The sequence below is a fragment of the Streptomyces sp. ADI95-16 genome (genome assembly GCF_003721495.1).
Taxonomy (GTDB): domain Bacteria; phylum Actinomycetota; class Actinomycetes; order Streptomycetales; family Streptomycetaceae; genus Streptomyces; species Streptomyces goshikiensis.
Window position 1 is genome coordinate 1,844,659 of the sequence record NZ_CP033581.1, and the last position, 26,754, is coordinate 1,871,412.

A 26,754-nucleotide genomic window follows, 5' to 3' on the forward strand; every position below is an offset into this window, starting at 1 on the left:
AGCGGACCGATATGTGGCAGATGACACTTGGTGGGGTGTCAGTTCCCGCTACGTGATGGATGGCTGGAATTCTTCGTTCCGCGTTGTCCGGGCGCGGGTGGGGTGTCCGCGCTCCGGGAATCTCTCGGCCGTCCCGAGCGTCTATCCGAGTGGGGCGGGTAAGTCGGACTTACCCGGAACCACTGCGGTATGACGGGCCGCGTGGAGGGAGGGAGCGGACCATGCGGATGTACGAGGACGGCGGCGCGCGCAGGGCGGGGCGGTCGCTGTGGGTGGAGGAGGAGTCGCCGCGGCGCAGGCTGCCGGACCCGGTGCGGGAATCGGCGGTGCGGGCGGTGCTGATCGTGGCCGTCACGCTGACGGAGGCGACGATCGCGTTCCTCCTCATGGTGACCGGCTCCTGGCTGGCGTTCCCGATGGCGCTCTGCGGGATAGCCGGGACCGTCGTGGCCACCTGGGCCGTGCTGGACGTGCTGATCACCCGGCAGATGTGGAACCAGCGGCACGGGGTGGTGTCGCAGCCCAGCAGTACGGCGCGGGCCCGCCGCCGGGAGGCCCGCGCGTCGGCGCCCGCCCGGGGCGGGCGAATACGGCAGCAGCAGGCGGAGGCGGCCGGCCGGGCCGCCGCCTGGCAGGCGGCGGCCGGGGACCGGCGCTACCAGCCGGGCGCCGGCCGGGGCTGACCCCGTACGTCCCGGCCCGCCGGGCCCGGGCCGGGCGGGGCGGGGCGGGGCGGGTCAGGCCGGGCGGGTCAGGCCGGGCGGGTCAGGCGCCGGCCGTGGAGCGGCGGAACATACGGGTCGCCGTGATCTCGCCGTGGATCGTCTCCTCGTCCGGGGACTGCTGCGGCAGGCCCGGGCGCAGGTGCTCCTCGACGCTGATGTACTTCAGGCCCGCGCGCAGGTCCGCGTCGTTGCGCAGCCGGATGACCAGCGGGAACTCGGCGAGGGCCGTGGTGTCGAACAGGCCGGTCGTATAGAGCAGCTGGACGCCGAGCGCGTCGGACACGGCCCGCTGGAGCTCCAGCAGGTACGTCGCGTTCGCGCGGCCGATCGGGTTGTCGAGGAACAGCGTGCCGGCGTGCCGGTGCTTGTCGCGGCCCCGGTCGTTGCTGCGCAGCGCCGCCATCGTGCAGTACAGCGCGATCGCGGCGGTCAGCAGCTGCCCGCCGGAGAAGACGTCGCCCATCTGACCGACGGGGACCCGCTCGGCGCGCAGCACCGCGTCCGGCTTCAGGATCTCGACGGAGATGCCCTTGGGTTCCAGCGCCGCCTGGACACCGCGCAGCAGCAGCGACATGCCGTCGCGGCGGCCCTCGCCGAAGGAGGCGGTGCTGTTCTTCTTGACGGCGGCGCGGGTCGCCTCGTCGATGACCTCGCCGAGCCGCTCGGTGAGCGTGGCCTGGTCGGGTTCCTCGAAGCGGATCCGCAGGAACTCCTGGCCCGACCACTCCCCCAGGCCCTCGGGGAGCTGGGAGAGCCGCTGGGCGGAGCGCAGCGTGGCCAGGGAGGACTCCACCAGCCCGCGGAGCCGGTCGACGATGCTGTCGCGGTTGCGCTCCAGCTGCGCCAGCTCGTCGGTGAGGACGCGCAGCCGGGGGGCGAAGGCCGCCGCCCAGGCCGCGGCGTGCTCGGGCAGGGCGGAGGCGGGCAGTTCGCGGATCTGCTGGCGCGCGGGGGTGCGTACCTGCTCGTAGCGGTTGGCGTTGGCGTGCCGGACGAGGATGTCGCTCGCCTCGCGGACCGCCGACTCGGCGGCCGAGAGGTCGGCCGCGCAGCCGCGCAGCGAGCGGCGGGCCTCGGTGGCCGACTGCCGGGCCTCCTCCAGCGTGCCCGGGTGCGGCGCGGGCGACTGCTCGTCCTCGTCGTGCCCGTGGTCGCGCAGCAGGTCCCGCAGCTGGGCGGCGGTCTCCTCGAAGCCGCCGGCGCCGTCCTCGGCGGTGCGGTGGGAGCGCAGCAGGTCGGCGTGGGCGGCCCGGGCGCTCTCCACGGCCGCGGTGTGGGCGGCGAGCTGGGCGGTGGCGGTGCGCAGCAGGCCCTGGGCCTGTTCGACGTCCCCGGGGATCATCTCCTCGGGCAGCTCGGTGTGCGCCTCGCCCTCGGTGGGGGCGTGCCGTTCGGCCTCGCCGCGCAGCCGGCCGAGCTGCTCGCTCGCGGTGGAGGCGCGGGACTCCAGCATCTGGACGAGGGACTCGGCGCGGGCGGCGGCCGCCTGCCGGGAGGGGCCGTCGGCGCCGTCGGTGCCTTCGAGGAGCTGGGCGGCGCGGGTGCGGACCTTGTTGGTGAGGCGGTCGAGTTCGGTGAGCGCGGCGCTCTCGTCGCCTTCGGCGCGGGCCTGTTCGGCGCGCAGGTCGGCGCCGACGCCGACCTTCTCGTAGAGCTGGGAGGCGGCGCGGTAGGCCTCGCGGAGGTCGGGCAGCGGGGCCTTGGGCGCGCCGTCGTCCTCGGGGAGGGCCTCGGGGGCGCCGGCGATCTCGGCGCGTTCGGCGCGCAGGGCGCGGGCGGTGCGGCGGGCGTCGTCGGCGGCGCGCTGGGCTGCGCGGCGGTCCTCGTCGGCGGCTCGGGCCCGATCCAGGCAGACCTCGGCACGGGCCTCGGACTCGACGGCGTCGTCGGCGAGTTCGCGGACCTTGACCTGCCAGCCGGCCCGCTCGCGCAGCCGGAAGGCGAGCCCGGCGAGGGCGTCGGCGGCGCGCCGGGCCCGCTGGGCGGTGTCCTGACGCTCGTCGCGGACGCGGGCGGCGTCGGCGGCGGTGTCCTCGGCCTCGGCGCGTACGGTACGGGCCTCCGCGAGCTCGGCGTCGGCCTCCTCGGCGAAGGTACGGGCGGCCGCGGCCTGTTCGGCCAGCTCGGCGAGGCGGCCGGGCGGGCAGCCGGTGCGCCAGGAGCCGAGGCGGGCGGCGAGCTCGCGGTCGCCGGAGAGCCGGGCGGCGAGGTCGCGGATCTCGGTGTCGCGGGCGGTGGCGCGGGTGCGCAGCGCCTGGCGCTCCTCGTCGGCGGCGTGCTCGTCGTGCATGGCCGGGTTCGGCGGTACGAGGAACACCCCGGTGTCGGAGTGGTCGGCGGGCGGCACGGGCGCCAGCAGGGCGGCGGCGGTGCCGACGGCCACGGTGGAGCGGGGCAGCAGGGCCGCGCCGGAGAGCACCTCGCGGGCCCGGTGGTGGGTGTCGGGGTCGGTGATGACGACGCCGTCGACGAGTTCGGGGCGGGCCGCGAGGACGGCGGCGTGGTCGGCGGGGTCCACGGACTGGGCGAGGTAGCGCCAGCCGGGCAGGGCGGGGATGCCGTGTTCGCCGAGGTACTCGACGGTGGCCAGGACGTCGGGGCCGGGCGGCAGCAGGCCGCCGTCGCCGAGGGCGCCGAGGATCCGGGCGTCGTCGGCGGCGGCGGTGCGCAGGTCGAACAGCTGCCGTTCGGCGGTGGCGACGCCTCGGGTGAGCAGTTCGCGCAGCTCGTCGGCGTTGCGGTCGAGGTCCGCGACCGTGAGCCCGCCGGCGGCTCCGGCCGAGCCGGCCGGTGTGCCGGATGCCGCTGGGGCGCCCGGCGTGCCCGTGCGCGGGTGCGGGAGGAAGGTGTCGGGGGTTGACGGGAGGCCCAGCAGCTCCGCCAGGCGCGGGGCGGCGGCGAGGGAGGCGGCCGCCCGGTGTTCGGCGTCGTGCGCGGACTCGGCGGCGTCGGCGGCGTCCGCCGCGCGGGCGGCGGTGAGTTCGGCGCGGGATTCCGCGGCGGCGGCTTCGCGGGCGGCCTCGGCGGCGGCGCGGGAGGCGTCGCGGGACTCGTCCCAGGCGGCCACGGCGGTCTTCTCCGCGTCGGCGGCGGCCAGGGCGGCGCGGGCCGGGTCGGCGTCGGGGGCGGTGTCGTCGAGCCAGCCGGCCCGGACGGCCTCGGCGGTCTCCTGCTCGACCTCTCCGAGGCGCGAGCGCAGGTGTTCGGCCTCGCTGCGGGCCCGCTGGGCGGCGGTGGCGGCGGCGGTGGCGTCCCGGTGGGCGGTCTCGCCGAGGTCCTGGAGGGCCGCGGAGCGCTCCTCCTCCTCGTTCGCGACCCGCTCGCCGTGTTCGGCGGCGGTGTGCAGGGCCCGTACGAGTGCGGCGGCGGCCGTGGCGCGCGCGGCGAGCGCCGGGGCGGCGTCCCGCTCGGCTTCCAGGATCGCGGCGGCGACGCGCGCGGAGCGGTCGGCGGCGGCGCGGTGGCGCAGCACGGTCTCGGCGGCCTGCCAGGCGGCGTGCAGGGTGCGGGCTTCGAGGAGCTCCCGGCGCTGGGCGGCGGCGGCCTTGTCGGCGACGGTCAGGGCCAGCGAGGCGTGCCGGTAGGCGAGTTCGGCGGAGACGGCGGCGCTGCGGTCGCGCGCGGACTCGGCGGAGGTGACGGCGTGGGCGGCGCCGGTGACCCGCTGGGCGAGGTCGGCGGCGCGGCCGCGTTCCTCGCCGGCGCGGGCGGACAGCCGCCGGGCGAGGGTGCGGGTGCGGCGTTCGGCGCCCGCGTGGACGTCGCGCAGCCGGGAGCGGGTCCCGGCCGCCTCGACGATCTTGGTGAGGAGGTCCACGGAGCCGGCGGTGAAGTCCCGTTCGGCCATCAGCTCGCCGCGCCGGCCGAGCTTGTTGCCGAAGCCGTGGACCAGGTCGGCGAGGCCGTCGGTGTCGCGGGTGTCGGTGACGGCGCGCAGCAGCAGGTCGGTGAAGTCGGAGTCCTTCTTGACCGCGAAGAGACCGGCGGCCTCGCCCTCGTCGGCGTTCATCTCGCGCTGGTAGCGGAAGAGTTCGGGGTCGAGGCCGAGTTCGGTGAGGTGCTCGTTCCAGCGGTCGTGGATCTCCTCCCAGACCACCTCCAGGTGCGGGTACGCCTTGCCCGCGTCGGTGAGGGCGTCGCGGAAGCCCTTCATGGTGCGGCGGCGGCCCTGGGCGCCGGAGGCGCCTTCGACGGACGGGCGCACGGCGGTGGCCTCGGCGACGGGGAGGTTGTCGAGGCTCAGGCCCGGGCCGGGGCGGAAGGAGTACCAGGCCTCGGCGAACTTGCGCGGGTCGCCCGACACCTGGCGGCCGCGCCATTCGCTGACCTTGCCGACGACCACGCACTCGCCGGTCTGGGTGTGCTGCCATTCCAGGGCCACGTGACCGCAGTCGTCGGCGAGCAGGAACTTGCGCAGGACGCCGGAACTGGCGCCGCCGAGGGTGTTGCGGTGGCCGGGGAGCATCACCGAGAAGATCAGCTTGAGCAGGACGGACTTGCCGCCGCCGTTCTCCAGGAAGAGCACGCCGGCGGGCGCGGGGCGCCGGGGCGGGCCGGTGGGCTCGTCCTCGAAGAACTCCGCCTGGGTGGGTGCCGGGTGGGGCACCGGCTCGCCGACTCCGCGCAGGTCGAGCACGGTGTCGGCGTAGCGCGCACCGGCGGGCCCGATGGAGTAGAGGCGGATCCGGGACAGCTCGTACATGGCGGCGGACTCTCGTGAATTCTCGGTACGGAGGGGTACGGAGGGCAGGTGGCTCAGGCGTGGAACGGCAGGCCGGCGTCGGCCGCGAGTTCCAGGTCGTCGCCCTCGGGCGGCGGCAGGAGGGTGGCGGAGCCGTCGCTGACGGGGACCACGCCGAGTTCCAGGAGTTCGGCCATGGCCGAGCTGCCCGCCATGTCGCGGACCTGGAGCTGGTAGCGGGGGGTGGTGCGGTAGGTGCCTCCGGAGTCGTCGCCGGTGCGCTGGAGGAACCCGGAGTCGGTGAGGAAGGCGGCGGCCTTGCCGACGATGCCGGTGGTGGATCCGGCGAGACGGCGGGCGTCCTTGGTGGCGCCGGTCGAACTGCGGCGGGCGTAGACGCGCCAGGCGGCCTCCAGGCCGGGGGCGTCGGAGGCCGGGTCGGTGTTCTCGCCGAGTTCCTCGGCGCGCTCCTCCAGGCGGCGGCAGGTCTGGCGGACGAACGCGTCGACCCCGTTGACGGTGATCCGGCCGATGTAGCCGTCGTCGGCGAGGTCCTCGGGCCGGGGGAAGGCGAGGGCGGCGACGGCCAGGTGCGCGAGGCCGTGCAGGAACCGGTCGGCGGAGTCGGCGGCGGTGCGGCGGGCGTAGTCGCCCATGCGGACGGCGAAGACGGAGTCCTCGTCGGCGGCGACGGCCATCCCGGCGCGCGCCGACACCTCCAGGACGACGAGGCCGAGGCCGGTGGCGACGGCGTCGGCGAGGCGGCCGAAGGCGGGGTCCTCGCGGTAGCGGCGCAGCAGTTCGGCGTACTCGGCGTCGCGCGCGGGGAGCAGCTTGGGCTGGAGCCCGAAGGCGACGAGCCGGGCCGCGTCCGCGGCGTCGGCGGGCGTGACAGTCCCTCCGGGGGCGGGCGCGACGGGGGCCGACGGGGTGTCGGCCTCGCTCCACGCGGGGTGCCGCTCGCTCCACGCGGGGTGCTCGGCGTGGTGGTCGCTCACGGGTGGGTCTCCTCGGTGGGGTGCGGTGCGGGGTGGTGCGGTGCGGGCTCGGGGGGTGCGGTGGGCGGCCGGTACGGACGGGGCGGCTCCGGGGTGGTCACAAGGCCTCCGAGCGGGCCGCGGCCATGCCGGCGGCGTCGAGGAGGGCGGTGCCGACGATCAGGTCTGCGCCGCCGAACTCCGGGTCGTCCAGCTCGGTGCCGTCGTCCACGGCGAAGAGCAGCCGCTCCTCGCCCTGCCGGTAGGCGGTGCCGACCGCCGGGCTCGCGGCGTGCACGGCCAGCAGCGCCACCAGGTACGGCAGGTCCGGGTCGGCGCGGCGGGCCTGCGCGAGCAGCCCGGAGAGGCGGCGCGGGGCGTCGTGCGGCAGGTCCAGGAGCTCCATGGCGCGGGCGAGCTGCTCCTCGCTGAAGCGGCTGTCGTCCGGGGTCGCGATGAGGTCGGGCTCGGGCATCTCCACGCCGAGGTGCTCCCGCTCCACGGGCGGGGTCAGCAGTATCTCGACGAGGTCGGCGACGCGGACGGAGACGGGGGTGCGCAGGCCGGTGCCGGCCGCGAAGAAGGCGTCGGTGACCCGGCGGGCCTGCTCCACCGGGAGCGGCAGGACGGGCGCCACGAGCTGCCCGTACAGGTCGATGCCCGAGCGCGGCGCGGGGGCGGCGAAGGCCTGGCGGTCCTGCTCGGCGCGGAACAGCGGGCCGGCGTCCAGGAGGCGGGACTGGAGCTGGGTGTGGCGCCGGATGCAGTCCTTGACGATGTCGACCAGCTCGGCGGCGCGCCGCTTGTTCTCCGCCGTCTTGGAGTCGAGCACGGCGTCGGCCTCGTCGCGGGCCTTGCGGATGTTCGTGAGGATCGCGTTCTCGTGGCGGTACCGGTCGGCGACGTGGTCCAGGGCCTCGGCGATCATGTCGGGGACGGCCTGGAGCCAGTCCACGGCGCGCACGTTGCGCCGCGTCGCGTCGAGGGTGCGGCGCAGGGTCTCCGCGTACTGGACGGTGCGGTAGCGGGCCTGTTCGGCGGCGAGCTGCGCGTCGGCGAGGCGGCCCCGGCTGATCAGGACCTCCAGCTTGACCTCGGCGGCGATCTGGGCGCTGGTGACGTCCGTGTCGAGGGCGCCGACCAGCACGTTGACGGCCTCGTCGGTGGTGCGCAGGTAGACGGCGCCGCCGTAGCCGGGGACTTCCTCGATGAGTTTGAAGTCGTAGTCGCGGCGTACGTAGACCCCGTCGGGGCCGAAGGTGCCGTAGATCGCGCGGAAGCCCCGGTCGACGCTGCCGACGTTGATCAGGTTCTCCAGCACCCAGCGGGCCACCCGCTCGTGCTCGGCGGCCGGGCGGTCAGGGGCCTGGGCGGCGACGCGGGGCAGCAGCCTGGCCACTATCTGCTCGTGGTCGGCGCCGGTGTCGAAGTCCATGTTGAGCGTGACCAGGTCGATGGCGGCGAGCGCGACCTCCGCCATCGCGTAGCCCCCGTACTCGCCCGCCAGATTGGCCTTGCGTACGTCGAGGTCGTGCAGCGGGGCGGTGCAGGCGAGGGCGCGCAGCCGCCGGGCCAGGCCCTCGTCGGCGGCCGGGCCCGGCGCCGGGGACGAGAGGGGCTTCGCCTGGGCAGGGAGAGTCACGGACAAAGACTAGGCGCTGTTGCTGACAACATCCCAAACGGCATGGTTCGGCCGGATCGGTCCCGGGGTGGCGGGGAACGCGGGACGGCCGCACGGGGAACGCGGCACGGCCTCGCGGAGAACGTCGCACGGCCGCGCGGGCGCTGTTCTACGCTCACCGCATGGCTTCCATGATCGCACCCCGGATCGCTCCCCTGATGGACCTGAACGCCGACCTCGGCGAGGGCTTCGGGCGCTGGACGCTGACCGACGACGAGGCGCTGCTGTCCGTCGTCACGTCCGCCAACGTGGCGTGCGGCTTCCATGCCGGGGACCCCTCGATCATGCGGCGGGTCTGCGAGCTGGCGGCGGAGCGGGGGGTGCGCATCGGGGCGCAGGTCTCCTACCGGGACCTGGCGGGCTTCGGGCGGCGCGCCATGGACGTGCCGCCGGATGAGCTGGCGGACGAGGTGGCGTACCAGATCGGCGCTCTGGAGGTCTTCGCCCGGGCGGCCGGGTCCAAGGTGTCGTATGTGAAACCGCACGGCGCGCTCTACAACCGCACCGTCCACGACGCGGGCCAGGCGGGCGCGGTCGTCGCCGGGATCCGGCTCGCGGCGGGCGCGCACGGGCTCCCCGTCCTCGGGCTGCCCGGGTCACTGCTGCTCGCGGCGGCCTCGGAGGCCGGGCTGGCCCCCGTACAGGAGGCCTTCGCCGACCGGGCTTACACCTCCGCAGGGACCCTCGTACCGCGCGGGGAACCGGGGGCCGTGCTGCACGATCCGGACGCGGTGGTCGCGCGGGCGGTACGGATGGCCGCCGAGGGCGCGGTGACCCCGGCCGACGGTACGGCCCCGGTGCCGGTCGCCGCGCGCTCGCTGTGCCTGCACGGGGACACCCCGGGGGCCGCGGTCCTTGCGCTGCGGGTCCGGGAGGCGCTGCGCACCGCCGGGGTCCGGGTGGAGGCGTTCGCGTGAGGGCGCTGGTGGCGGGCTCCGAGGGCCTGCTGCTCGAAGTGGACTCCGCGGCGCAGGTGGCCGCGCTCCACGCCGAGCTGCTGCGGCGCCGGGCGGAACTCGGCCCCGTACGCGACATCGTGCCCGCCGCCCGGACCGTACTGCTGGACGGGGTGCGGGAACCGCGCGCGCTGGCGGAGCGGATCTCCCGCTGGGAGGTGCCGCCGCTGGCCGAGACCGAGGGGCCGCTCATCACCGTCCCGGTGCGGTACGACGGGCCGGACCTCGCCGAGGTGGCCCGGCTGTGGGACGTGACGGAACGGGAGGTGGCCGGGGTCGTCGGCTCGCTCGTGTTCCGGGTGGCCTTCTGCGGGTTCGCGCCCGGCTTCGGGTACCTGACGGGGCTGCCCGAGCGGCTGCACCTGCCGCGCCGGGCCACGCCCCGCGCGGCCGTCCCGGCCGGCTCGCTGGCGCTGGCGGGCGAGTACGCGGGGGTGTACCCGCGCTCCTCCCCCGGCGGCTGGCAGCTGATCGGGGCGACGGACGCGGTGCTGTGGGACCCGGAGCGGGACCCGGCGGCGCTGTTCGCGCCGGGGGTACGGGTGCGGTTCGAGGAGGCGGGGACATGAGCGGGGCGCACGGGCTGCTGGTGCTGCGGGCCGGGGCGCTGACGACCGTCCAGGACCGGGGACGGCCCGGGTACGCGCACCTCGGGGTGCCCCGGTCGGGCGCGCTCGACGCGGGGGCGCACGCGCTGGCCAACCGGCTCGTGGGCAACCCGGTGGACGCCGCGACCCTGGAGACCACCCTGGACGGGGTGGCCCTGCGGGCGCTGGCCCCGGTGACCGTCGCGGTCACGGGCGCGCCGTGCGCGGTACGGGCATCAGGTCGCGCGGTCGCCTGGGGCGAGCCGGTGTGGCTGCCGGGCGGGGCCGAACTGGAAGTGGGCCGGGCGGAGTCGGGGCTGCGGAGCTACGTCGCGGTGCGGGGCGGCTTCGGCGTACCGGCGGTGCTCGGCAGCCGGGCGACGGACCTGCTGTCGGGGCTGGGACCGCCGGTACTCGCGGCGGGGACGCTGCTCCCGGTGGGCCCACCGGGACGGGACCCGGCCCGCGGAGCGGACGGGGCGGGGGCGGGGGCCGGGGCGGCGGGGGCGGGGGCCGGGGCCGCGGGCGCGGCGGGCTCGGCGGGCTCGGAACTGGTGCTGCCGTTGCGGCTGGGGCCGAGGGCGGACTGGTTCACGGCGGAGTCGATCGCGGGGCTGTGGCGGTCCGGGTACCGGGTGTCGGCCCTGTCCAACCGCATCGGGCTGCGCACGGAGGCGGGCCCGCCGCTGCGACGGGCGCGGGGCGGCGAACTGCCGAGCGAGGGCATGGTCTTGGGCGCGGTCCAGGTGCCCCCGGACGGCCTGCCGGTGGTGTTCCTGGCCGACCACCCGGTGACGGGGGGCTACCCGGTGATCGGCGTCATCCCCGAGGGCCCGCCCCTGGACGCGGCGGCCCAGACCCGGCCGGGGACGGGGGTCAGGTTCGTGCGGGCCGGGCGGAATTGAACAGTGCTGGGGGCTTCCCGCCAGTCTCACTGTCCTTCCGGTTCGGTCCGGCCTGTCAAGGGCGCTCCTCCTCGTTCCTCGTCGTCGCGTCGCTTCGCGATGGCCTCCGGCCACCCTTGACAGCCCGGCCCGCCCCGGAATGCCAAAGACTGTCGGGAAACCCCCAAAGAACGGTCAGGGGGGCGCCTGACCACCGAGCCGTACTGAGACGCCCGACCGGGACTCCTGCCCAGCGGAGAACGCCGCCCCGCTTCCAGCCTCGCCGGCGTTTGAGGCGCGGGGCCTGGGGCGGAGCCCCAGAAAGCCCCGAGCGCAGCGAAGGGGACCCACCGCGCATCAGATCGCTACCCGCCTACCACTCGGCTCAGCGACTGCGGACCGGCCGTGGCTGAACACAAGCCGCCCACACTCACCGGGCACTTCTCGCCCCACGCGGCTGCGGACCGGCCGTGGCTGGGCGCGCCCTCACTACGCGGCGCGTGCCGTTGGGGCTGGTCAGGGCCCGTTGTCAGAGGGCGTCATTACGATCGGGCCATGAGAGCTTCCGGAACGTTCAGCGTCAAGGGCTTCGACCCGACCGACGTGGCGCCTACTCCCTCCGTGACCACCGGAGTTGCGGTGGGGGTGATGACGATGGAAAAGCACTTCGAGGGGGAAATCGTCGGCCATTCGGCGACCCTGTTCACCTCTGCGTTCGACCAGGCGAAGGGTGTGGGTACCTACCTGGCCATGGAGTCCTTCGAAGGGGCACTGAACGGCCGCGAGGGCACGTTCAACTTCGCGCATTCCGCCACGACGCACGGTAGTGACCGTGTCAACGAGTTCTTCGTGATCGTGCCGTCGAGTGGCACCGGTCAGCTGACCGGTATCACCGGATCGGGTGGGCTGACCGTCGATGCCGACGGTACACACCGGGTGTGGTTCGACTACGAGCTCAGTTGATCTCAGCCACGGCCGGTCCGCAGCCGCTGAGCCGAGTGGCAGGCGGGTAGCGATCTGATGCGCCTGACCGCTGGTTTGGTCAATCTGGACACCGTTTGGTGCAGGTTCGGGAGGGTTTCCGCCCGGAGGGCGGCGTGTCCGCTATGCACGGGTCCCGGTCGGGCGTTTCGCGATGGCTCGGTGGTCATGGTCCCCCCTGACCGTTTCTTCGGGGGCTTCCCGACAGTCTTTGGCATTCCGGGGCGGGCCGGGCTGTCAAGGGTGGCCGAAGGCCATCGCGAAGCGACGCGAACGCAGTGAGCGCCCTTGACGGGCCGGACCGACACGGAAGGACAGTGAGACTGACGGGAAGCCCCCAGCACGGTTCCATCCCGCCCGGCCGGGTTCCGGTGGCGGCCGGGGTGTTACACCGCCGACTCCGGTGCTATCCGGCTCCGGACCGCCGACTGCACGTCCTCTTCCTCGGCGGGGTCCGCCGCCAGGTGGCGCAGCCGGGGGGCGACGCGGGCGTCCGCCGTTTCCGCGTGGAGGGCCGCCACCTCGCGGGTGGTCTCCTCGCAGTCCCACAGGCACTCGACCGCGAAGCCCGCCGCGAAGGAGGGGTCCGTGCTGGCGAGGGCGCGGGCCGCGCGGCCGCGCAGGTGGGACGAGGACGTCTCGCGGTAGATGTGGCGCAGCACGGGCGCCGCGCAGCCGATGGAGAGCCGGCCGGCTCCGTCCACCAGCGGGAACAGCCCGAGGCTGTCCGGGCCGGCGCCGCGGACCGTGGAGCGGAGGGCTCCGAGGACGAGGCCGGTGTCCTCGGCTCCGCCGCGGGTGGCGAGGAGGGCGGCGGCAGCCGCGCCGAGGGCGTCGGGGCGGTGGGCCCAGAGCCGGGCGCGGTCGATGGCCGCGGGGCCGTACATGCGCTGGTAGGCGGCTACGGCGGGCTCGTCCCCGGCGGCTTCGATGAGGTCGAGGACGGCCGGGTTCTCCGGTTCGGCGACGACCAGGTGGTGCAGGGCGGTGGCGCGGGCGGCCTCGCCGGCGGCTCCGGCGGCGGCCGCGAGGACCGCGGAGCGGTCCTCGGGCCCGGCCACCGCGGCGAGGCAGCGGGCGGCGGGGACGTGCAGCGGGGTGCCGCGGCGCAGTCCGTCGGCGGCCCAGTCGAAGACGGCCTGGACTCCCCAGCCGGGGCGGGGCCCGCTGGGTGTCAGCTGGCGCTGCCAGCGGTCGAAGGAGCCTTGCTGGCGGGCGGCGCGCAACCGATCGCCGAATGCGGGCGTCTCTTCCCAGAGGAACCAGGGCCTCGGCTCGTACGCGTCGCGGATGGCGGCGGCCAGCCGCGCCTCGCCGTCGGCCGTGGCCGGGAATCTGGCGAGGACGGGCGTGGCGAGGCCGCGCAGTCCTTCGTCGTCGTCGCGCAGGGCGAGTTCGTCGAGGGCCCAGGACCAGTTGGCGCCGCGGGCGGCGTACCGGCGCAGCAGCATGAGCGCGTCGTCGCGACCGTAGGAGGCGAGGTGACCGAGTACGGACAGGGCGAGGCCGGTCCGGTGGTCGTCCTCGTCGACGAGGTCGTCGGCGCTGAAGAGGTGGGTCTCGATCTCGCCGAGGGGGCCGTCGAGGTCCAGGTAGAGCCTGGCGTAGTACAGGGAGCGGTTCTCGACCTGCCAGTCCTGGCGCGGGTCGCGGAGCACACACTGGTTGAGTGCCGCGAGGGCCTCGACCCTGGGTGCGGCCAGGGCGTGCAGCGTGCCGTCGCCGCGACCCCGCTGGAGGAGCCCGAGCAGGGTGCCGCTTGGCGCTATGACTGGTTCGAACATGGGAATGGCCTCAAATCAAGCTGGGGACGCAACCGGGAATCGGGATTCACAGGGCCGCGTAACAGCATGTGAGGACGTCCGCCGTCATGTTCCGCTCGATGTAGACCATTGCCTTCTCACTCTCGTCGGTGCTTCGCGGCCAGGGCGGCCGGTGCGGCAGGTGATGGGACCGGACACCCTTCGTGTCCAGCCCGCTCCTGCCCGTCCGTCATGTTCGCGAATCGAATCCGACGCCATGATGACTCAGCCGGTTTGTGCACCGCGACCACATTTACGGCCGCCGTGATCAACCTGTGAGGTAGGTATCGGTCGATCGGCGCCCAGGTGGCGGCCAAAAGCGGACTACTTGGCTCCGAAGAGTTCCAGCAGGTCGTCCTTGGCGAACATGCGGGCGGTGTCCACGGCGGAGGGCGTTCCGGCGGCCGGGTCGGCTCCGCCGGCGAGCAGCGCGCGGATGACGGCCTCCTCGCCCTTGAAGACGGCGCCTGCGAGCGGGGTCTGGCCGCGGTCGTTGGCGCGGTCGGCCTCGGCGCCGCGGGTCAGCAGGGCCGTGACGGTGGCGGCGTGGCCGTGGTAGGCGGCGAGCATCACGAGGGTGTCGCCGCGGTCGTTGGTGAGGTTCGCGGGGACCCCGGCGTCGAGGTACGCGGTGAGCGTGACGGTCTCGCCCTGGCGGGCCAGGTCGAAGATCTTGGTGGCCAGTTCGATGACGTCCTCGTCAGGGGCGTCGTGGGATCCGGTGGATCCGCTGGATCCGGTGCCGCCGGGGATGTTCTCGCTCATCGTCCGTACCGCCTTTCACTCGCTGCTGGGTGAGTTTCCCCAGGCCGGGCGGGCATGGGGGCGTACGGCGCCGCGTCCGTACGGGTGAATCGCCAGGGTAGCGCCCGGGCCCGCACATGACGGGGTTCGACTGAGGCAAAGATCACCCTTGACCCGCTTGACCCCCCTTCGCCCCGGCCGCGCAAGCCGGGGAGGGCCGGTCAAGTGAAAAACCTCAGGATTCACTCGGATGCACCTTTTGTCGCATTGATACTTCCTGTGAGCCTGGAACAACTGATGGTGACTGCCCCCACTACCAGGAGAACCTCCCATGGTCTTGTCGATCTCAGGTGTCGTCCTACTCGGCATCATCTGCTTCCTGTTCTTCAAGAAGGACGGGATGAAGCTGTCGCACGCGTTCGTGTGCGCGCTCTTCGGCTTCTTCCTGGCCGGCTCCGCCATCGCCCCCAGCATCACGGCGAGCACCGCGAGCCTCGCGAGCCTGCTCGGCGGGATCAAGCTCTAGGCCACCGCCGAGCGAGTGGTACCGAGACACCACGCCACACCCGAAGCACCCGCCACACCGACAACTCCAGGAGACGCCCGTGGCCCGGCGCCCACTTCCCCGCATCCTCATCAGCGGCACCGCGTCGCTGGCCCGGGGCCGCGACTTCGCGCGCACGGCCGCCGACAGTGCCACGGACGTCCTCCATCCGCTCCTCGTCATCGGACGCGGCCTGCGCGTCCTGGCCTCGGCCGGGCGGCGCAAGTGGGCCGGGACCCCCAAGGACAAGCGCGGTCCCGCGCTGTTCCTGGGAGCGGCCTGCGTCCTCGTGGTCGCGCTCGTCCCCTACGGTCCGCTGCTCGCCCTGATCACCCTCATGGCGGCGGCAGCCTGGCAGGGACGGGCCCGCACCCCGGTGAAGACCGGTCCCAGCGACGCCGAGACCGAGCGGCTCGGCTCCCTCTACGAAGCCCTCGTGCCGTACTTCTCCATCCCCGAGGACCCGAACCCCCTCTTCGCCCACGGCGGGAGCTGGGACCAGGCCTTCAGTGGCTACGAGTTCGACGAGGCGGGCCGCCTCACCCGGCTGCGCATCCGCTACCCGGCCTACTTCACCGATGGCGAGGCTGCCTCACGGGCCCGGATCGAGGCACTGCTGCACGCCAAGTCCGGGCGCGGACGGGAGTACCGCTTCGACTGGGACGAGGAGGGCAACCAGCTCGACCTGAGCGTGCTGGCGGCGCTGCCGACGGGCATCGCCGCCCAGCCGTTCGTCACCTCCCCCGGTGAGACCGTGCTCGGATTCACCGACGCCGGCAGCGTGCGGCGCACCCTGCCCGTCCTGGAGGGCGACGAGCCGCGCGACGTGCCGCCGGTGATCTGGCGCACCGGCCCGCGCTCCACCGAGCCGCACCTGCTGGCCGTCGGCCAGCCCGGCAGCGGCACCTCCACCCTGCTGCGCTCCATCGCCCTCCAGGCCCTCCGGCACGGGGGCGACGTACTGATCGTCGAGGGCGGCGACACCGGCGAGTTCGCCTGCCTGTCCGGCCGTACGGGCGTCCTGGCCGTGGAATGCGGCGCGACGGGGGCGCTGGCCACGCTGGAGTGGGCCGCGCACGAGACCGAGCGGCGGCTGATCGCCGGCCACCGGGCCCGCGAGGCCGGCCGGCCGGCGCCCGAGGACATCCGGCGCCCGCTGTGGATCCTGCTGGACCAGCCGAGCGTGCTGGCCCACCTCGCCGTCTCCGAGGGGCACCCCGATCCGCTCGGCCGCCTCCAGGTGCCGCTGCGGCACGGCCGGGCCGCGCACGTCACGGTGGTGGTGGCCGAGCACTTCGACCACCTGGAGCTGCTGAACGACGCCATCTGGCAGCACACCCGGGCGCGGATCGTGCTCGGGCCCGCCGCGATCCAGCAGACCGCCGACGTCCTGGGGCTGCCGCCGCACACCACCCCGACCGCGCAGGTCCCGCCCGGCCGCGGGTACGCGCGGCTCGGCACGGGTCCGGTGCACCGGCTCCAGGTCCCGGCCACCCCGGACCCGTACGACGACGCCACGCACGCGGCGCACCGCCAGGCGGTCCTGGAGCTGCTGCCCGCCCGCAAGCCGGCCGTGGCCGGTCACCACCTCACGCTGGGCAAGCCGCTCCAGGGGCACCAGCCCCCCGCCCAGGCGCAGGCCCCGGCGATCGACGCCCCGGAGATCCCCGAGGTGCCCGCCGAGACGCCCTGAGGGCCCGCGCCCGAGGGCCCGGTCCGGCGGGGCCGCTACGCCACGAAGGTGCGCGGCGGCTCGGCTCCGCTGCCGCCCGCGCCCGTGCCGACCAGTCGGGCCGCCGCCGCGAGCCGGGCGGCGGCCTCCTCGGCCACGGGGCCGCCGACGGTGAACGGGAGCCGGACGTACCCCTCGAACGCCCCGTCCACGCCGAACCGGGGGCCCGAGGGGACCCGTACGCCGACCCGCTCCCCCACCTCGGCCAGCCGCGAGCCGGACAGCCCGCCCGCGCGGGCCCACAGGGTCAGCCCGCCCCGCGGCACCTCGAACTCCCAGTCCGGCAGTTCCCGGCGGACGGCCGCGACCAGCGCGTCCCGGTTCTCGCGGGCCTGGTCCCGCCGGATCCCGACGGCCTCCTCCCAGCCCCCGGTCCGCATCAGCCAGTTCACCGCGAGCTGTTCCAGCACCGGAGTGCCCAGGTCGGCGTAGGCGCGCGCGGCGACCAGGCTCCGGATGACGTCGGGAGCGGCGCGGACCCAGCCGATCCGCATCCCGGCCCAGAAGGCCTTGCTGGCGGACCCGACGGTGATCACGGTCGACCCGGCCGGATCGAAGGAGCACACCCGGCGCGGCATGGCCACGTCCGGATCCAGCTTGAGTTCGGCCATGGTCTCGTCCACGACGAGTACGGTGCCGGCCGAGCGGGCGGCCTCGACCATCGCGCGGCGCTGGTCCTCGGAGGCCAGGGCGCCCGTCGGGTTGTGGAAGTCGGCGACGACGTACGCGAGGCGGGGCGCGGCGTCGCGCAGCACCTGCCGCCACACGGTCATGTCCCAGCCGCCGAGCCCGTCGCCCATGGCGACCGGTACGAGGCGGACGCCGGCGGCGCGCATCAGCTGGAGGATGTTGGCGTAGGAGGGGGATTCGACGGCGATCCGCTCCCCGCGCCCGGCGAAGAGGCTGCAGATGGCGTCGATCGCGCCCATCGCGCCGGTGGTGACCATGATCTGCTCGGGCATGGTCGGGATGCCGCGCTCGGTGTAGCGGTCGGCGAGCATCCGGCGCAGCGCGGGCAGCCCGGCCGGGTAGTCCCCGTGGGTGTGCGCGTACGGCGGGAGTTCCTCCAGGGCGCCTTGGACGGCCTTGGTGAGCCAGGGCTCGGGGGCCGGGAGGGCTGCGCAGCCCAGGTCGATCATGGAGCCGAGGGACTCGGGCGGCAGGGGTTCCAGGCCGCGCGCGGGCAGCGGGTTCCCCGCGGGTACGGAGGTCCAGCTGCCGGCGCCCCGGCGGGATTCCAGGAACCCCTCGCCGCGCAGCGCCTCGTAGGCGGCGGCGACGGTGGTGCGGCTGAGGCCGAGGGCGACGGCGAGTTCCCGCTCGGCGGGCAGCCGGGCGGCGACGGGGACGCGGCCTTCGAGGACGAGCAGCCGGATGCCGTCGGCGAGGGTGCGGTACGCGGGCGGCTTGCGGGCGCCGGCCACGGCGGTCGGCCGCTGCTGGGAGCCGATGAGGCGGGCGAGCTGTGCGGCACCGACCGCCGAGGTCCACTGAGCCATGCTGTCCGGTCCACCTTCGTCGAATTGGCCCCGACCGGCCCCAGGTGCGACCGGTATTGGATTGCTTCCGTAGCCCAGACTGTCACGCGTGGATCCTGCGGGGCCAGGGCCCGGCCGGATCGGCACGGAACCGACCGAGGGGTCGTTCGGGCGGGGTGCCGCGCAGGGGGCATACTGCCGCCGTGACGCAACGACCCCCTCGCCACCCGTATCTGGACCACTCGGGTCCGATCCCCTTCGCGCACCGCGGCGGGGCCGCCGACGGGCTGGAGAACACCACCGCCGCGTTCCGCCGCGCGGCCGACGCGGGCTACCGGTACTTCGAGACCGACGTGCACGCCACGCTGGACGGGAAGCTGGTCGCCTTCCACGACTCCACCCTGGACCGGGTCACGGACCTGCGGGGCCGGATCTCCGAGCTGCCCTGGAGCCGGCTGCGGGAGGCCAGGGTCGGCGGCAGCGAGCCGCTGCCGCTGCTGGAGGAGCTCCTGGAGGAGTTCCCGGACTCCCGCTGGAACATCGACGTCAAGGCGGAGTCGGCGGTACACCCCCTCGTCAACCTGATCGCGCGGGCCGGCGTCTGGGACCGGGTCTGCGTGGGCTCGTTCTCGGAGGGCCGGGTGGCCCGGGCGCAGAAGATCGCCGGCCCCCGGTTGGCGACCTCGTACGGGGTGCGCGGGGTGCTGGGCCTGCGGCTGCGCTCGCTGGCGATCCCGTTCGCGCTGCGGGTGGGGGCGGTGGCGGCGCAGGTTCCGGAGACCCAGGGCGGCGTCCGGGTGGTCGACGAGCGCTTCGTACGCACCGCGCACGCGCGGGGACTCCAGGTGCACGTCTGGACCGTGAACGAACCGGAACGCATGCGGGCGCTGCTCGATCTGGGTGTCGATGGCATCATGACCGACCGGATCGACATCCTGCGCACGGTGCTGGAGCAGCGCGGGGCCTGGGCCTGACGACGCCCGCGCCCGCCCGCGGCCCGGCGTCGGGGCGGTGGCGGGGACCAGCGAGGGGACACCAGGTGAGTGTGCGCACGACGGAAGAAGCGGAACCGGGGGCCGAGGACGGCAGAGCCGGCGCCGCGGCGCGCAAGCGCGAACAGCACGGCTGGTACTTCTACGACTTCGCGTGCTCGGTCTACTCGACGAGCGTGCTCACCGTGTTCCTGGGGCCGTACCTGACGGCGGTGGCGAAGGCCGCCGCGGACTCCGAGGGGTACGTCCACCCGCTGGGCATTCCGGTCCGGGCCGGGTCGTACTTCGCGTACACGGTGTCGGTCTCGGTGATCGTGGCCGTGCTGATCATGCCGCTGGTGGGGGCGGTCGCGGACCGCACCGGGCGCAAGAAGCCGCTGCTGGCGGTGACGGCGTACACGGGTGCGGCGGCGACGGCCGGGATGTTCTTCCTGGACGGCGACCGCTATCTGCTGGGCGGGCTGCTGCTGATCGTGGCGAACGCGGCGCTGGCGGTGTCGATGGTGCTCTACAACGCCTTCCTGCCGCAGATCTCGACGCCCGACGAGCGGGACACCGTCTCCTCGCGGGGCTGGGCCTTCGGGTACACCTCGGGCGCGCTCGTCCTCCTGCTGAACCTCGTCCTCTACCAGGGGCACGACTCCTTCGGCATCTCCGAGGGCGTGGCGGTGCGGATCTGCCTGGCCTCGGCGGGCCTGTGGTGGGGGGCCTTCGCGCTGATCCCGCTGCGCCGGCTGCGGGACCGGGCGGTCGTGCGGGAGCCGGGGGCGGGGCCGGCGGTCAGCAGGTGGCGCCAGCTCGTCGCGACGCTGAAGGACATGCGGCGCTATCCGCTGACCCTGTCGTTCCTGCTCGCCTACCTGATCTACAACGACGGCGTGCAGACGGTGATCTCCCAGGCCTCGGTCTACGGCTCGGAGGAGCTGGAGCTGGAGCAGTCCACGCTGATCGTGGCGGTGCTGCTGGTGCAGGTCCTGGCGGTGGTCGGGGCGCTGGGGATGGGGCGGCTGGCGCGGGTGTACGGCGCCAAGCGGACGATCCTGGGGTCGCTGGCCGCGTGGGGGCTGACGCTGGCGGCGGGCTACTTCCTGCCGGCCCGGACGCCGGTGTGGTTCTTCGCGCTCGCGGCGATGATCGGGCTGGTGCTGGGCGGCAGCCAGGCGCTGTCGCGCTCGCTGTTCTCTCATCTGGTGCCGGCGGGCAAGGAGGCCGAGTACTTCTCCGCGTACGAGATGAGCGACCGCGGGCTGAGCTGGGTGGGGCCGTTGGTGTTCGGCCTGACCTATCAGGTCACGGGCAGCTACCGGGACGCGATCATCTCGTTGGTGTTCTTCTTCGCACTGGGTTTCGTGCTCCTCGCCAGGGTGCCGGTGCGGCGCGCGGTGCGGGCGGCGGGGAATCCTGTTCCCGAGCGGATCTGAGAGGGATCCGAGGGTATGCGGGAGTGACGGTGTGACCGAATTCTCTGGCGAATTCCGAACGGATTTCGACGTTGAAGCCAAGGGCCGGTAGTGTACGCCTTTGACCTGCCAGGCGGACCGTTACTGCGCGCTAAAGAAGTGAAGACGTTGGGTGACATCTGCTGCCAGATGTGACAAAACGGGCATTGGTGGGTACAACAAGGGGCGGCACGACGGGCGACGCATGACCCGGAGCGGGAATCTATACCGCCGACCGGACGTTGACCGGATGACGACGACAGCGACACCTGTCCTGTGGGCGACAAGCCCGGGAGGCACGATTCATGAGTGAGCGAGCTCTCCGCGGTACGCGGCTCGTGGTTACCAGCTACGAGACGGACCGCGGCATCGATCTGGCCCCGCGCCAGGCGGTGGAGTACGCATGCCAGAACGGACATCGATTTGAGATGCCGTTCTCGGTTGAGGCAGAAATTCCGCCGGAGTGGGAGTGCAAGGCGTGCGGCGCCATGGCACTCCTGGTGGACGGGGACGGGCCCGAAGAGAAGAAGGGCAAGCCTGCGCGAACGCACTGGGACATGCTCATGGAGCGACGCACCCGCGAGGAGTTGGAGGAGGTGCTGGCCGAGAGGCTGGCGGTCCTTCGTTCCGGCGCCATGAACATTGCCGTGCATCCGCGGGACAGCCGCAAGTCCGCCTGACAGCCGGACTGAGCACGAGCGACAAAGCCGAGGGGCCCCCACCACATCTGATGTGGTGGGGGCCCCTCGGTCTTTCGCCGCGCCGTTCGCGCCCTACGCCGGTCAGGGGGTCAGCGGCGGCCGGTACCCGGTGTCGGGGCCCTGCTGCCGGTCCTCACGGATGACCTCGCCCGGGATGACCTCACCCGGAACCACCTTGCCGTCCGGGTAGTGAATGCGGGCCTGCTGGAAGGCGTCCCCGAAGGACCCGGCGGGCGCCGCGGCCATCTTGCGCTCCAGGGAGCGCGCGGCCCGGCGGCCGACCAGGGCGCGGACGGGCGGGAGCAGCAGGAGCAGCCCCGCGACATCGGACAGCAGGCCCGGCATGATCAGGAGCAGGCCGGCCAGCATCGTGAGCCCGTTGCCGCCGCCCGGCTGCTGCGGCGTGGGCGGCACGCCCTGCTGAGCCTGCTGGAAGGTTTCCGTCAGGTTCTTGAAGGCACGCCGCCCGGCGCGCTTGATGACCACCACGCCCAGCACCATCCCGCCCGCGAGCAGCGCGGCGACGGCCAGCCCGCCGGCCTGGCTCGCGACCAGGCTGAGCAGCCAGATCTCCAGGATCAGCCAGGCGGCTACCGCCAGGGGGAGGAACGTACGGACGGGCGAGCGCCGTCGGGGGGCCGTCGAGATGCCGGTCGTCATACCGTCCAGTGTGCCTGGGTCGGTGTAAAAGCGGCCTCAGTCGGAGGTACCGGACATCCCCTAGGGGCCCCCGGGCGGGGTCAGCCCTCCTTGGGCTCCGTCTTGGGCTCCGTCTCGGCCTTCGTCTCGGCCTTCGGATCCGTCTTGCCGAGGGCCAGGTCCGTCAGCTTGGCGGTACGAGCCTTCAGGCCCCACTGGGTGACCCGCCAGAGCGCCTCGACGACGATGTCCTTGCTCATCTTGCTGTCGCCGAACTCGCGCTCGACGAACGTGATGGGCACCTCCACCACGTGGAAGCCCTGGCGCACCGCCCGGCGGGCCAGGTCCACCTGGAAGCAGTAGCCCGCCGAGGCCACGTCCTCCAGGCCCAGGCCCTCCAGGGTCTCGCGGCGGAAGGCGCGGTAGCCGCCGGTCACGTCCCGGATCGGGACGTCCAGGAGCAGCCGCGAGTACGTGGAGCCGCCGCGCGAGAGCACCTCGCGGCTCTTGGGCCAGTTGACGACCCGGCCGCCGGGGACCCAGCGGGAGCCGAGCACGAGGTCGGCGCCGGCGAGGGCGGTGAGCAGCCGGGGCAGCTCCTCCGGCTGGTGGGAGCCGTCGGCGTCCATCTCGACGACGACCCCGTAGTCGCGCTCCAGGGCCCACGAGAAGCCCGCGAGGTAGGCGGCGCCGAGGCCTTCCTTGCCCTTGCGGTGCAGGACGTGGACGTGGTCGTCGGAGGCGGCCAGTTCGTCGGCGAGCTTCCCGGTGCCGTCGGGGCTGTTGTCGTCGGCCACCAGGACGTGGGCGGCGGGCACCGCCGCGCGGACGCGCCCGACGATCAGCCCGATGTTCTCGGCCTCGTTGTAGGTCGGAATGATCACCAGAGCCGTGCCGAGTGGGCCGTAGCTCCGTGGTCCGCCGTCGCTCACTGGGTCCCCTTGTGTGTTCTCGTCCGACATCACGTCACAGGAGGATGATTTTAGAACAGCGATCGGAGCCCGCGGTCCTTCGGGCCGGTCCGGTTCCCGCTGGCTGCGGGCCCCCGGGACCGTTGTCTACTGGACCTCCGGGCTCCGATCCGGGGCCACCGCCGCCCGGCGAAACCTTCCCTCGCCCCCGAGGCGCGGGCGCGCTGAGCTCACGGATCCTTCCGGTACGGACGTCCTGATGGTGGACCCGGCCGAACCTATCCGGGTCCGGCCGCCCGTACCGAACCGGGGCCCGCCGGATCACCCCTGTGGGCGTACGAATGCCTCCCGGCCACCCACGACCGTGGCGAGGCACACCGGAAGATCCCGGCCGGGGCTCAGGTCGGGCAGTCCGGGGGTGCCGGAACGGGGGTCGGTGGACCAGCGGGCGACCCGGTCGTCGGGGGCCTGGACCACCAGTGCCCCGGTCTGCCAGACGGCGTAGTCGGCGGGGGCGCCGGGCACCAGGACGCCCGCGTCGTCGCGGCCCAGCGCCCGCCAGCCGCCCCGGGTGTGGGCCGTGAACGCGGCCCGTACGGAGATCCGGTGCTCGGGCGTCCGGTGGAAGGCGGCGGCGCGGACGGTGCCCCACGGGTCGAGCGGGGTGACGGGCGCGTCGGAGCCGAAGGCGAGCGGCACGCCGGCCTTGAGCAGGGCGGCGAAGGGGTTGAGCGTCCGGGCGCGGTCGGCGCCGAGGCGGTCCGCGTACATGCCGTCCGCGCCGCCCCAGGCGGCGTCGAAGGCGGGCTGTACGGAGGCGGTGAGGCCGAGTTCCGCGAACGCGGCGATGGTGTCGGGGGTCATCATCTCGGCGTGCTCGACGCGGTGCCGGGCGGCGCGGACGCGGTCCAGGCCGACCTTGGCGACGGCCGCCCGGGCGCCCTCGACGACGGCGGTGATGGCGGCGTCGCCGATGGCGTGGAAGCCGGCCTGGAGGCCCGCCTCCGTACAGGCGGCGATGTGTTCGGCGACGGCCCGCGCGTCGAGGTAGCCGGTGCCGGTGTGGCCGGCGTCGGCGTACGGGGCGTGCAGGCAGGCGGTGTGGGAGCCGAGGGCGCCGTCCACGAAGAGGTCGCCGGCGGCGCCGACCGCGCCGAGGGCCTTGACCTGGTCGAGGTCGCGGTCGGCCCAGTAGCCGAAGACGCGCGGTCCGGGGCGGCTCGCCGCCAGCTCCAGGAGGGCGGTGAAGTCCTCGGCGGAGGAGATGCCGGGGCCGCCGCACTCGTGCACGGAGCCGATGCCGAGGGAGGCGGCCCGGTCCAGGGCGGCCCGCTGGGCCTCGGCGCGCTGGGCCGGGGTGACGGCGTCGAGTGCGGCGGCCCGTACGGCGTGGTGGTCGTCCCGGGTCAGCGGTTCGTCGTCGCGCGTGCGGACGCCGGGGACGAGGTCGAGCAGGGCGGTGGTGACGACGGCGGAGTGCACGTCGATGCGGCTCAGGTAGAGCGGGCGGCCGCCGGTGGCCCGGTCGAGTTCCTCGCGGCGCGGGGCGCGCCGCTCGGGCCAGCGGGCGGCGTCCCAGCCGTGGCCGAGGAGCACCCGGTCGGCGGGGCGGGCGTCGGCGTACGCGCGCACCCGGTCGAGGGCGTCGGTGAGGGAGCGGGCCGTGGAGAGGTCCAGCCCGGTCAGGGCCAGGCCGGCGGAGGTGGTGTGAACGTGGGCGTCGGTGAAGGCGGGGGTGACGAGCGCCCCGTCGAGGTCGACGACCTCGTCGACGCCCTGGACGAAGGCGTCGGCGGCGCCCTCGGAGCCCACCCAGGCGATGTGGCCGCGCTCGACGACCATCGCGGTGGCGAAGGGGTCGGCGGGGCTGTGCACTTCGCCGCGGCGCAGCAGGACGGTTCGGTGCGGTGCTGTTGCTCCGGCGGCGGTGGCGGAGTCGGCGGTGCGGTCAGTCATGCGGACCAGTCTCGCGGGTCCGTACGGGCGCTCCGACCGCGGCCCCCCGGGCGGGCGGCGCCCTGCGGTCACACGCGGGGCGGCCGGGCCTCGTAGGGGGTGGAGAGGACCACGGTGGTGCGGGTGGAGACGTGGGCGAGGGCGCGCAGCCGGCCGAGCAGGTCCTCCAGCTCCAGCGGGGTGGCGACGCGGACCTTGAGGATGTAGTTCTCGTCGCCCGCGACGCTGTGGCAGGCCTCGATCTCCGGGACGCCGGCGAGTCGCTCGGCGATGTCGTCCGGGGCGCTCGGGTCGAAGGGCTTGACCGAGATGAAGGCGGTCAGGGGCAGCCCGACGGCCTCGGGGTCGACGACGGCGGCGTAGCCGCGGATCACGCCGCGCTGCTCCAGGCGGCGTACCCGCTGGTGGACCGCCGACGTGGACAGTCCCGTGGCCTTGCCCAGATCCGTGTAGCTCATCCGCCCGTCCCGCACGAGCAGGTCTACGATCTGGCGGTCCAGCTCCTCCATTGCGCTCATAGCCGCACAACCTACGGCCCAACACCGCTCCTCGCCCAGCGGTGTCCATGGATGAACCGGCACCTGCGCCGGGCATGTGACCAAGGCCACAGGAGTGAGAGGGCGTATGCCGGTCCGTTGTTGGTTACTCGTGCCGGGCTACGGGAAGTGCTTGCTGTGGCCGTGGCCGAAGAACCTGCCCGCCCGGCCCACCCAAGGGGGAGTACATCCATGCTGAACACCAAGCGCGCCGGTCGCACCGAACCGGAGCCCCTCGAACTCCTCGTCGGCTCCGAGGACGACGACTACCTCGAAGACGCCGAGGGCTTCGAGATCCACCACGCGATCTGCCCCGACTGCGGCCAGTCGATCGCGCTCGTGGCGGACGAGGAGCACCTCCCGCAGCACGCGCTCTGCCTGAGCCCGTGGAACCCGTTCGGGCTCACGGTGTGCGCGGGTACGGGCCGGCCGGTCTCCGACGCGCTGGCGGCCGTGGGCACGCTGCACGGCGAGGGCGACGCGCAGGAGCTGGAGCCCGTCGTGCTGCTGACCCTGCCGCAGGGGCTGGACTGGCGGACGCAGCCGTTCTCGCACGTCGGCGGCCCGGGCTCGCGTCCCGTGCGGGTGCCGGCGGCGGCGCTGCCGCCGCAGATGCGGCAGCACGCGCAGGCGGCCTGAGCCGGCCGGGGTCACCGGGCCGGGTTCACCAGTACGTGCCCTGCACCATGGCGGCGAGGCCGGCGTGGTGCAGGATCAGGCCGTCCGGGTCGGCGGGGATCTCGACCTCCCCGAAGTGCGCCTGCCGGTAGGCGATGCGCAGCATCACGATGCCGTGCCGCAGCGCGGCGTACAGGGTGTGGAACTCCATGGCGCGCGGGGTGTGTCCGGTGAGGTCGGCGTAGCGCCGCTCCAGGTCCTCGCGGCGCAGGAAGTCGGGCAGGCCGGTCTGGCCGAAACTCACCGTCAGGTCCTGGAAGAAGCGGTGCAGGTAGACGGTCCAGCCGAGGTCCACCTCGCGCGGGGCGAGGGCCGCCATCTCCCAGTCGAGGACGGCCACGGGGGCGAAGCCGTCGGGCTCGTAGACGACGTTGCCGATGCGGGCGTCACCCCAGTTGAGAACGGCGGGGCCCTCGTCGGCGGGCCAGAGTTCCTCCAGCCTGCGGAAGGCCCGCTCCAGTAGCGGGGACGGCGCGAGACCGGCCACCACCCAGTCGTAGTAGGCGCGTTGGGCGTCGACATGACGGCGCAGCGGGCTTCCCGGCCCCGGCGGGAGCAGGAACTCGGCCTCCTTGGCGGGGAACTGGTCGTGCAGGCGGGCGAGCAGGGAGATGCTCGCCTCCTGGAGCACGGCGCGCTCGGCGTCGGTCGCGGCGTGCAGCCAGTTGCCCTCGTAGGTGTAGGGCATGACGTCGGGCGGTACGCGGCCTTCGGCGCGGGCCATGACGAAGAAGGGGGCGCCGAGCGGGCGGGGGTCCTCTTCCAGCCACAGCACGCGCGGGACGGGCAGGTCGGTGTGCTCGGCGACCAGACTCATCACACGGTGCTGGCGGGGCATGTCGTACGTGGGGAACACGGTGTAGGCGGCCGGGTCGGCGGCGAGGCGCAGTGCGCAGGCGCGGACCGGGGCGTCGGGGTGTTCGAGGTCGAAGAGCAGGGTCTCGCTGGACATGCCGTTGGAGCCGGGGACCCGGGCGCCGGTGACCTTCGCGCCGGGCAGCCGGGTGTCGAGCCAGTCGGCGAGGCGCCGGCCGAGTTCCCCGGGCTCGCGGGTGGTGGTGCGGGGACGTGGTGCGGATGCCGCGGCCGTCATGGGATGCCCTTCCTGTCCTGCCGCGTACCCGCGTACG

The 26,754-nt window shown here is 74.2% G+C and carries 22 protein-coding genes; 11 read left to right on the plus strand and 11 right to left on the minus strand.

The window, feature by feature from the left end:
• Positions 1 to 221 precede the first annotated feature (221 nt).
• Entirely contained in the window at positions 222 to 683 is a 462-nt protein-coding gene (locus EES41_RS07805) for a hypothetical protein (RefSeq protein WP_254211377.1), read from the plus strand.
• An 82-nt stretch (positions 684 to 765) separates the two neighbouring features.
• Here the strand turns inward: EES41_RS07805 and EES41_RS07810 are convergent, their stop codons facing one another.
• The 3 genes from EES41_RS07810 to EES41_RS07820 all read right to left on the minus strand — a co-directional run bounded on the left by EES41_RS07810 (position 766) and on the right by EES41_RS07820 (position 8,025).
• Positions 766 to 5,427, minus strand: a complete 4,662-nt coding sequence (locus EES41_RS07810; protein ID WP_123076819.1) for a hypothetical protein — start codon at positions 5,425 to 5,427, stop codon at positions 766 to 768.
• Positions 5,428 to 5,480: 53 nt separating this feature from the next.
• Positions 5,481 to 6,404 carry a membrane protein gene (locus EES41_RS07815; RefSeq protein WP_037797177.1) on the minus strand — a complete coding sequence of 308 codons (924 nt, stop codon included), beginning with the start codon at positions 6,402 to 6,404 and terminating at the stop codon, positions 5,481 to 5,483.
• 97 nt (positions 6,405 to 6,501) lie between these two features.
• Positions 6,502 to 8,025: a hypothetical protein gene (locus tag EES41_RS07820; RefSeq protein WP_254211378.1), complete on the minus strand. Its 1,524-nt coding sequence runs from the start codon at positions 8,023 to 8,025 to the stop codon at positions 6,502 to 6,504.
• A 194-nt stretch (positions 8,026 to 8,219) separates the two neighbouring features.
• Here EES41_RS07820 and EES41_RS07825 point away from each other — a divergent pair, with 194 nt between their 5' ends.
• From EES41_RS07825 to EES41_RS07840, 4 genes are all read left to right on the plus strand, one after another.
• Positions 8,220 to 8,981 carry a LamB/YcsF family protein gene (locus tag EES41_RS07825; RefSeq protein ID WP_123082338.1) on the plus strand — a complete coding sequence of 254 codons (762 nt, stop codon included), beginning with the start codon at positions 8,220 to 8,222 and terminating at the stop codon, positions 8,979 to 8,981.
• Entirely contained in the window at positions 8,978 to 9,589 is a 612-nt protein-coding gene (locus EES41_RS07830; protein ID WP_123076823.1) for an allophanate hydrolase subunit 1, read from the plus strand. The genes EES41_RS07825 and EES41_RS07830 overlap by 4 nt, the downstream gene beginning before the upstream one ends.
• Positions 9,586 to 10,512 carry a biotin-dependent carboxyltransferase family protein gene (locus EES41_RS07835; RefSeq protein WP_123076825.1) on the plus strand — a complete coding sequence of 309 codons (927 nt, stop codon included), beginning with the start codon at positions 9,586 to 9,588 and terminating at the stop codon, positions 10,510 to 10,512. Before EES41_RS07830 ends, EES41_RS07835 begins: the two co-directional genes overlap by 4 nt.
• Positions 10,513 to 11,046: 534 nt before the next feature.
• Positions 11,047 to 11,454: a DUF3224 domain-containing protein gene (locus EES41_RS07840; RefSeq protein WP_123076827.1), complete on the plus strand. Its 408-nt coding sequence runs from the start codon at positions 11,047 to 11,049 to the stop codon at positions 11,452 to 11,454.
• 404 nt (positions 11,455 to 11,858) lie between these two features.
• Here the strand turns inward: EES41_RS07840 and EES41_RS07845 are convergent, their stop codons facing one another.
• Positions 11,859 to 13,256, minus strand: a complete 1,398-nt coding sequence (locus EES41_RS07845) for a HEAT repeat domain-containing protein (protein WP_123076829.1) — start codon at positions 13,254 to 13,256, stop codon at positions 11,859 to 11,861.
• Positions 13,257 to 13,598: 342 nt separating this feature from the next.
• Complete coding sequence (locus tag EES41_RS07850; RefSeq protein WP_123076831.1) at positions 13,599 to 14,039, minus strand: ankyrin repeat domain-containing protein; 441 nt, start codon at positions 14,037 to 14,039, stop codon at positions 13,599 to 13,601.
• Positions 14,040 to 14,349: 310 nt separating this feature from the next.
• Between EES41_RS07850 and EES41_RS07855 the strand changes: the two genes are divergently transcribed.
• Positions 14,350 to 14,544: a hypothetical protein gene (locus tag EES41_RS07855; RefSeq protein ID WP_008743136.1), complete on the plus strand. Its 195-nt coding sequence runs from the start codon at positions 14,350 to 14,352 to the stop codon at positions 14,542 to 14,544.
• A 79-nt stretch (positions 14,545 to 14,623) separates the two neighbouring features.
• Positions 14,624 to 16,255 (plus strand): ATP-binding protein, encoded by a 1,632-nt coding sequence (locus EES41_RS07860; protein WP_123076833.1) that lies wholly within the window; start codon positions 14,624 to 14,626, stop codon positions 16,253 to 16,255.
• A 35-nt stretch (positions 16,256 to 16,290) separates the two neighbouring features.
• On the opposite strand, the gene EES41_RS07865 is transcribed toward EES41_RS07860, so the two are convergent.
• A complete protein-coding gene (locus tag EES41_RS07865) occupies positions 16,291 to 17,793 on the minus strand; it encodes a PLP-dependent aminotransferase family protein (protein WP_123076835.1) in 1,503 nt (500 codons plus the stop codon).
• A 182-nt stretch (positions 17,794 to 17,975) separates the two neighbouring features.
• Here EES41_RS07865 and EES41_RS07870 point away from each other — a divergent pair, with 182 nt between their 5' ends.
• The 3 genes from EES41_RS07870 to EES41_RS07880 all read left to right on the plus strand — a co-directional run bounded on the left by EES41_RS07870 (position 17,976) and on the right by EES41_RS07880 (position 20,883).
• The gene (locus tag EES41_RS07870; protein ID WP_123076837.1) at positions 17,976 to 18,746 is read left to right on the plus strand and encodes a glycerophosphodiester phosphodiesterase; all 771 of its coding nucleotides are present in this window, start codon (positions 17,976 to 17,978) and stop codon (positions 18,744 to 18,746) included.
• A gap of 71 nt (positions 18,747 to 18,817) precedes the next feature.
• Positions 18,818 to 20,185: an MFS transporter gene (locus EES41_RS07875; protein WP_123076839.1), complete on the plus strand. Its 1,368-nt coding sequence runs from the start codon at positions 18,818 to 18,820 to the stop codon at positions 20,183 to 20,185.
• 323 nt (positions 20,186 to 20,508) lie between these two features.
• On the plus strand, positions 20,509 to 20,883 hold the full coding sequence (locus EES41_RS07880; RefSeq protein WP_007262928.1) for an RNA polymerase-binding protein RbpA: 375 nt from the start codon (positions 20,509 to 20,511) through the stop codon (positions 20,881 to 20,883).
• A gap of 102 nt (positions 20,884 to 20,985) precedes the next feature.
• Here the strand turns inward: EES41_RS07880 and fxsA are convergent, their stop codons facing one another.
• From fxsA to EES41_RS07900, 4 genes are all read right to left on the minus strand, one after another.
• Positions 20,986 to 21,564 (minus strand): FxsA family membrane protein, encoded by a 579-nt coding sequence (gene fxsA / locus EES41_RS07885; protein ID WP_123076841.1) that lies wholly within the window; start codon positions 21,562 to 21,564, stop codon positions 20,986 to 20,988.
• A gap of 80 nt (positions 21,565 to 21,644) precedes the next feature.
• Positions 21,645 to 22,505 (minus strand): polyprenol monophosphomannose synthase, encoded by an 861-nt coding sequence (locus EES41_RS07890; protein WP_123076843.1) that lies wholly within the window; start codon positions 22,503 to 22,505, stop codon positions 21,645 to 21,647.
• Positions 22,506 to 22,775: 270 nt separating this feature from the next.
• The gene (locus EES41_RS07895; RefSeq protein ID WP_123076845.1) at positions 22,776 to 24,410 is read right to left on the minus strand and encodes an amidohydrolase; all 1,635 of its coding nucleotides are present in this window, start codon (positions 24,408 to 24,410) and stop codon (positions 22,776 to 22,778) included.
• Between the two features lie 68 nt (positions 24,411 to 24,478).
• Entirely contained in the window at positions 24,479 to 24,919 is a 441-nt protein-coding gene (locus EES41_RS07900) for an Lrp/AsnC family transcriptional regulator (protein WP_030240692.1), read from the minus strand.
• A gap of 219 nt (positions 24,920 to 25,138) precedes the next feature.
• On the opposite strand from EES41_RS07900, the gene EES41_RS07905 reads away from it, so the two are divergent.
• Positions 25,139 to 25,585, plus strand: a complete 447-nt coding sequence (locus EES41_RS07905; RefSeq protein ID WP_123076847.1) for a hypothetical protein — start codon at positions 25,139 to 25,141, stop codon at positions 25,583 to 25,585.
• Positions 25,586 to 25,610: 25 nt separating this feature from the next.
• On the opposite strand, the gene EES41_RS07910 is transcribed toward EES41_RS07905, so the two are convergent.
• Positions 25,611 to 26,717 (minus strand): phosphotransferase family protein, encoded by a 1,107-nt coding sequence (locus tag EES41_RS07910; protein WP_123076849.1) that lies wholly within the window; start codon positions 26,715 to 26,717, stop codon positions 25,611 to 25,613.
• Between the last annotated feature and the right edge of the window lie 37 nt (positions 26,718 to 26,754).

What these genes read in the sequence shown, in the direction of transcription:
- EES41_RS07805 (WP_254211377.1), top strand. Translation starts at nt 222, where the DNA reads ATGCGGATGTACGAGGACGGCGGCGCGCGCAGGGCGGGGCGGTCGCTG.
- EES41_RS07810 (WP_123076819.1), bottom strand. Translation starts at nt 5,427, where the DNA reads ATGTACGAGCTGTCCCGGATCCGCCTCTACTCCATCGGGCCCGCCGGT.
- EES41_RS07835 (WP_123076825.1), top strand. Translation starts at nt 9,586, where the DNA reads ATGAGCGGGGCGCACGGGCTGCTGGTGCTGCGGGCCGGGGCGCTGACG.
- EES41_RS07840 (WP_123076827.1), top strand. Translation starts at nt 11,047, where the DNA reads ATGAGAGCTTCCGGAACGTTCAGCGTCAAGGGCTTCGACCCGACCGAC.
- EES41_RS07845 (WP_123076829.1), bottom strand. Translation starts at nt 13,256, where the DNA reads ATGTTCGAACCAGTCATAGCGCCAAGCGGCACCCTGCTCGGGCTCCTC.
- EES41_RS07850 (WP_123076831.1), bottom strand. Translation starts at nt 14,039, where the DNA reads ATGAGCGAGAACATCCCCGGCGGCACCGGATCCAGCGGATCCACCGGA.
- EES41_RS07855 (WP_008743136.1), top strand. Translation starts at nt 14,350, where the DNA reads ATGGTCTTGTCGATCTCAGGTGTCGTCCTACTCGGCATCATCTGCTTC.
- EES41_RS07865 (WP_123076835.1), bottom strand. Translation starts at nt 17,793, where the DNA reads ATGGCTCAGTGGACCTCGGCGGTCGGTGCCGCACAGCTCGCCCGCCTC.
- EES41_RS07880 (WP_007262928.1), top strand. Translation starts at nt 20,509, where the DNA reads ATGAGTGAGCGAGCTCTCCGCGGTACGCGGCTCGTGGTTACCAGCTAC.
- fxsA (WP_123076841.1), bottom strand. Translation starts at nt 21,564, where the DNA reads ATGACGACCGGCATCTCGACGGCCCCCCGACGGCGCTCGCCCGTCCGT.
- EES41_RS07890 (WP_123076843.1), bottom strand. Translation starts at nt 22,505, where the DNA reads ATGTCGGACGAGAACACACAAGGGGACCCAGTGAGCGACGGCGGACCA.
- EES41_RS07895 (WP_123076845.1), bottom strand. Translation starts at nt 24,410, where the DNA reads ATGACTGACCGCACCGCCGACTCCGCCACCGCCGCCGGAGCAACAGCA.
- EES41_RS07900 (WP_030240692.1), bottom strand. Translation starts at nt 24,919, where the DNA reads ATGGAGGAGCTGGACCGCCAGATCGTAGACCTGCTCGTGCGGGACGGG.
- EES41_RS07905 (WP_123076847.1), top strand. Translation starts at nt 25,139, where the DNA reads ATGCTGAACACCAAGCGCGCCGGTCGCACCGAACCGGAGCCCCTCGAA.
- EES41_RS07910 (WP_123076849.1), bottom strand. Translation starts at nt 26,717, where the DNA reads ATGACGGCCGCGGCATCCGCACCACGTCCCCGCACCACCACCCGCGAG.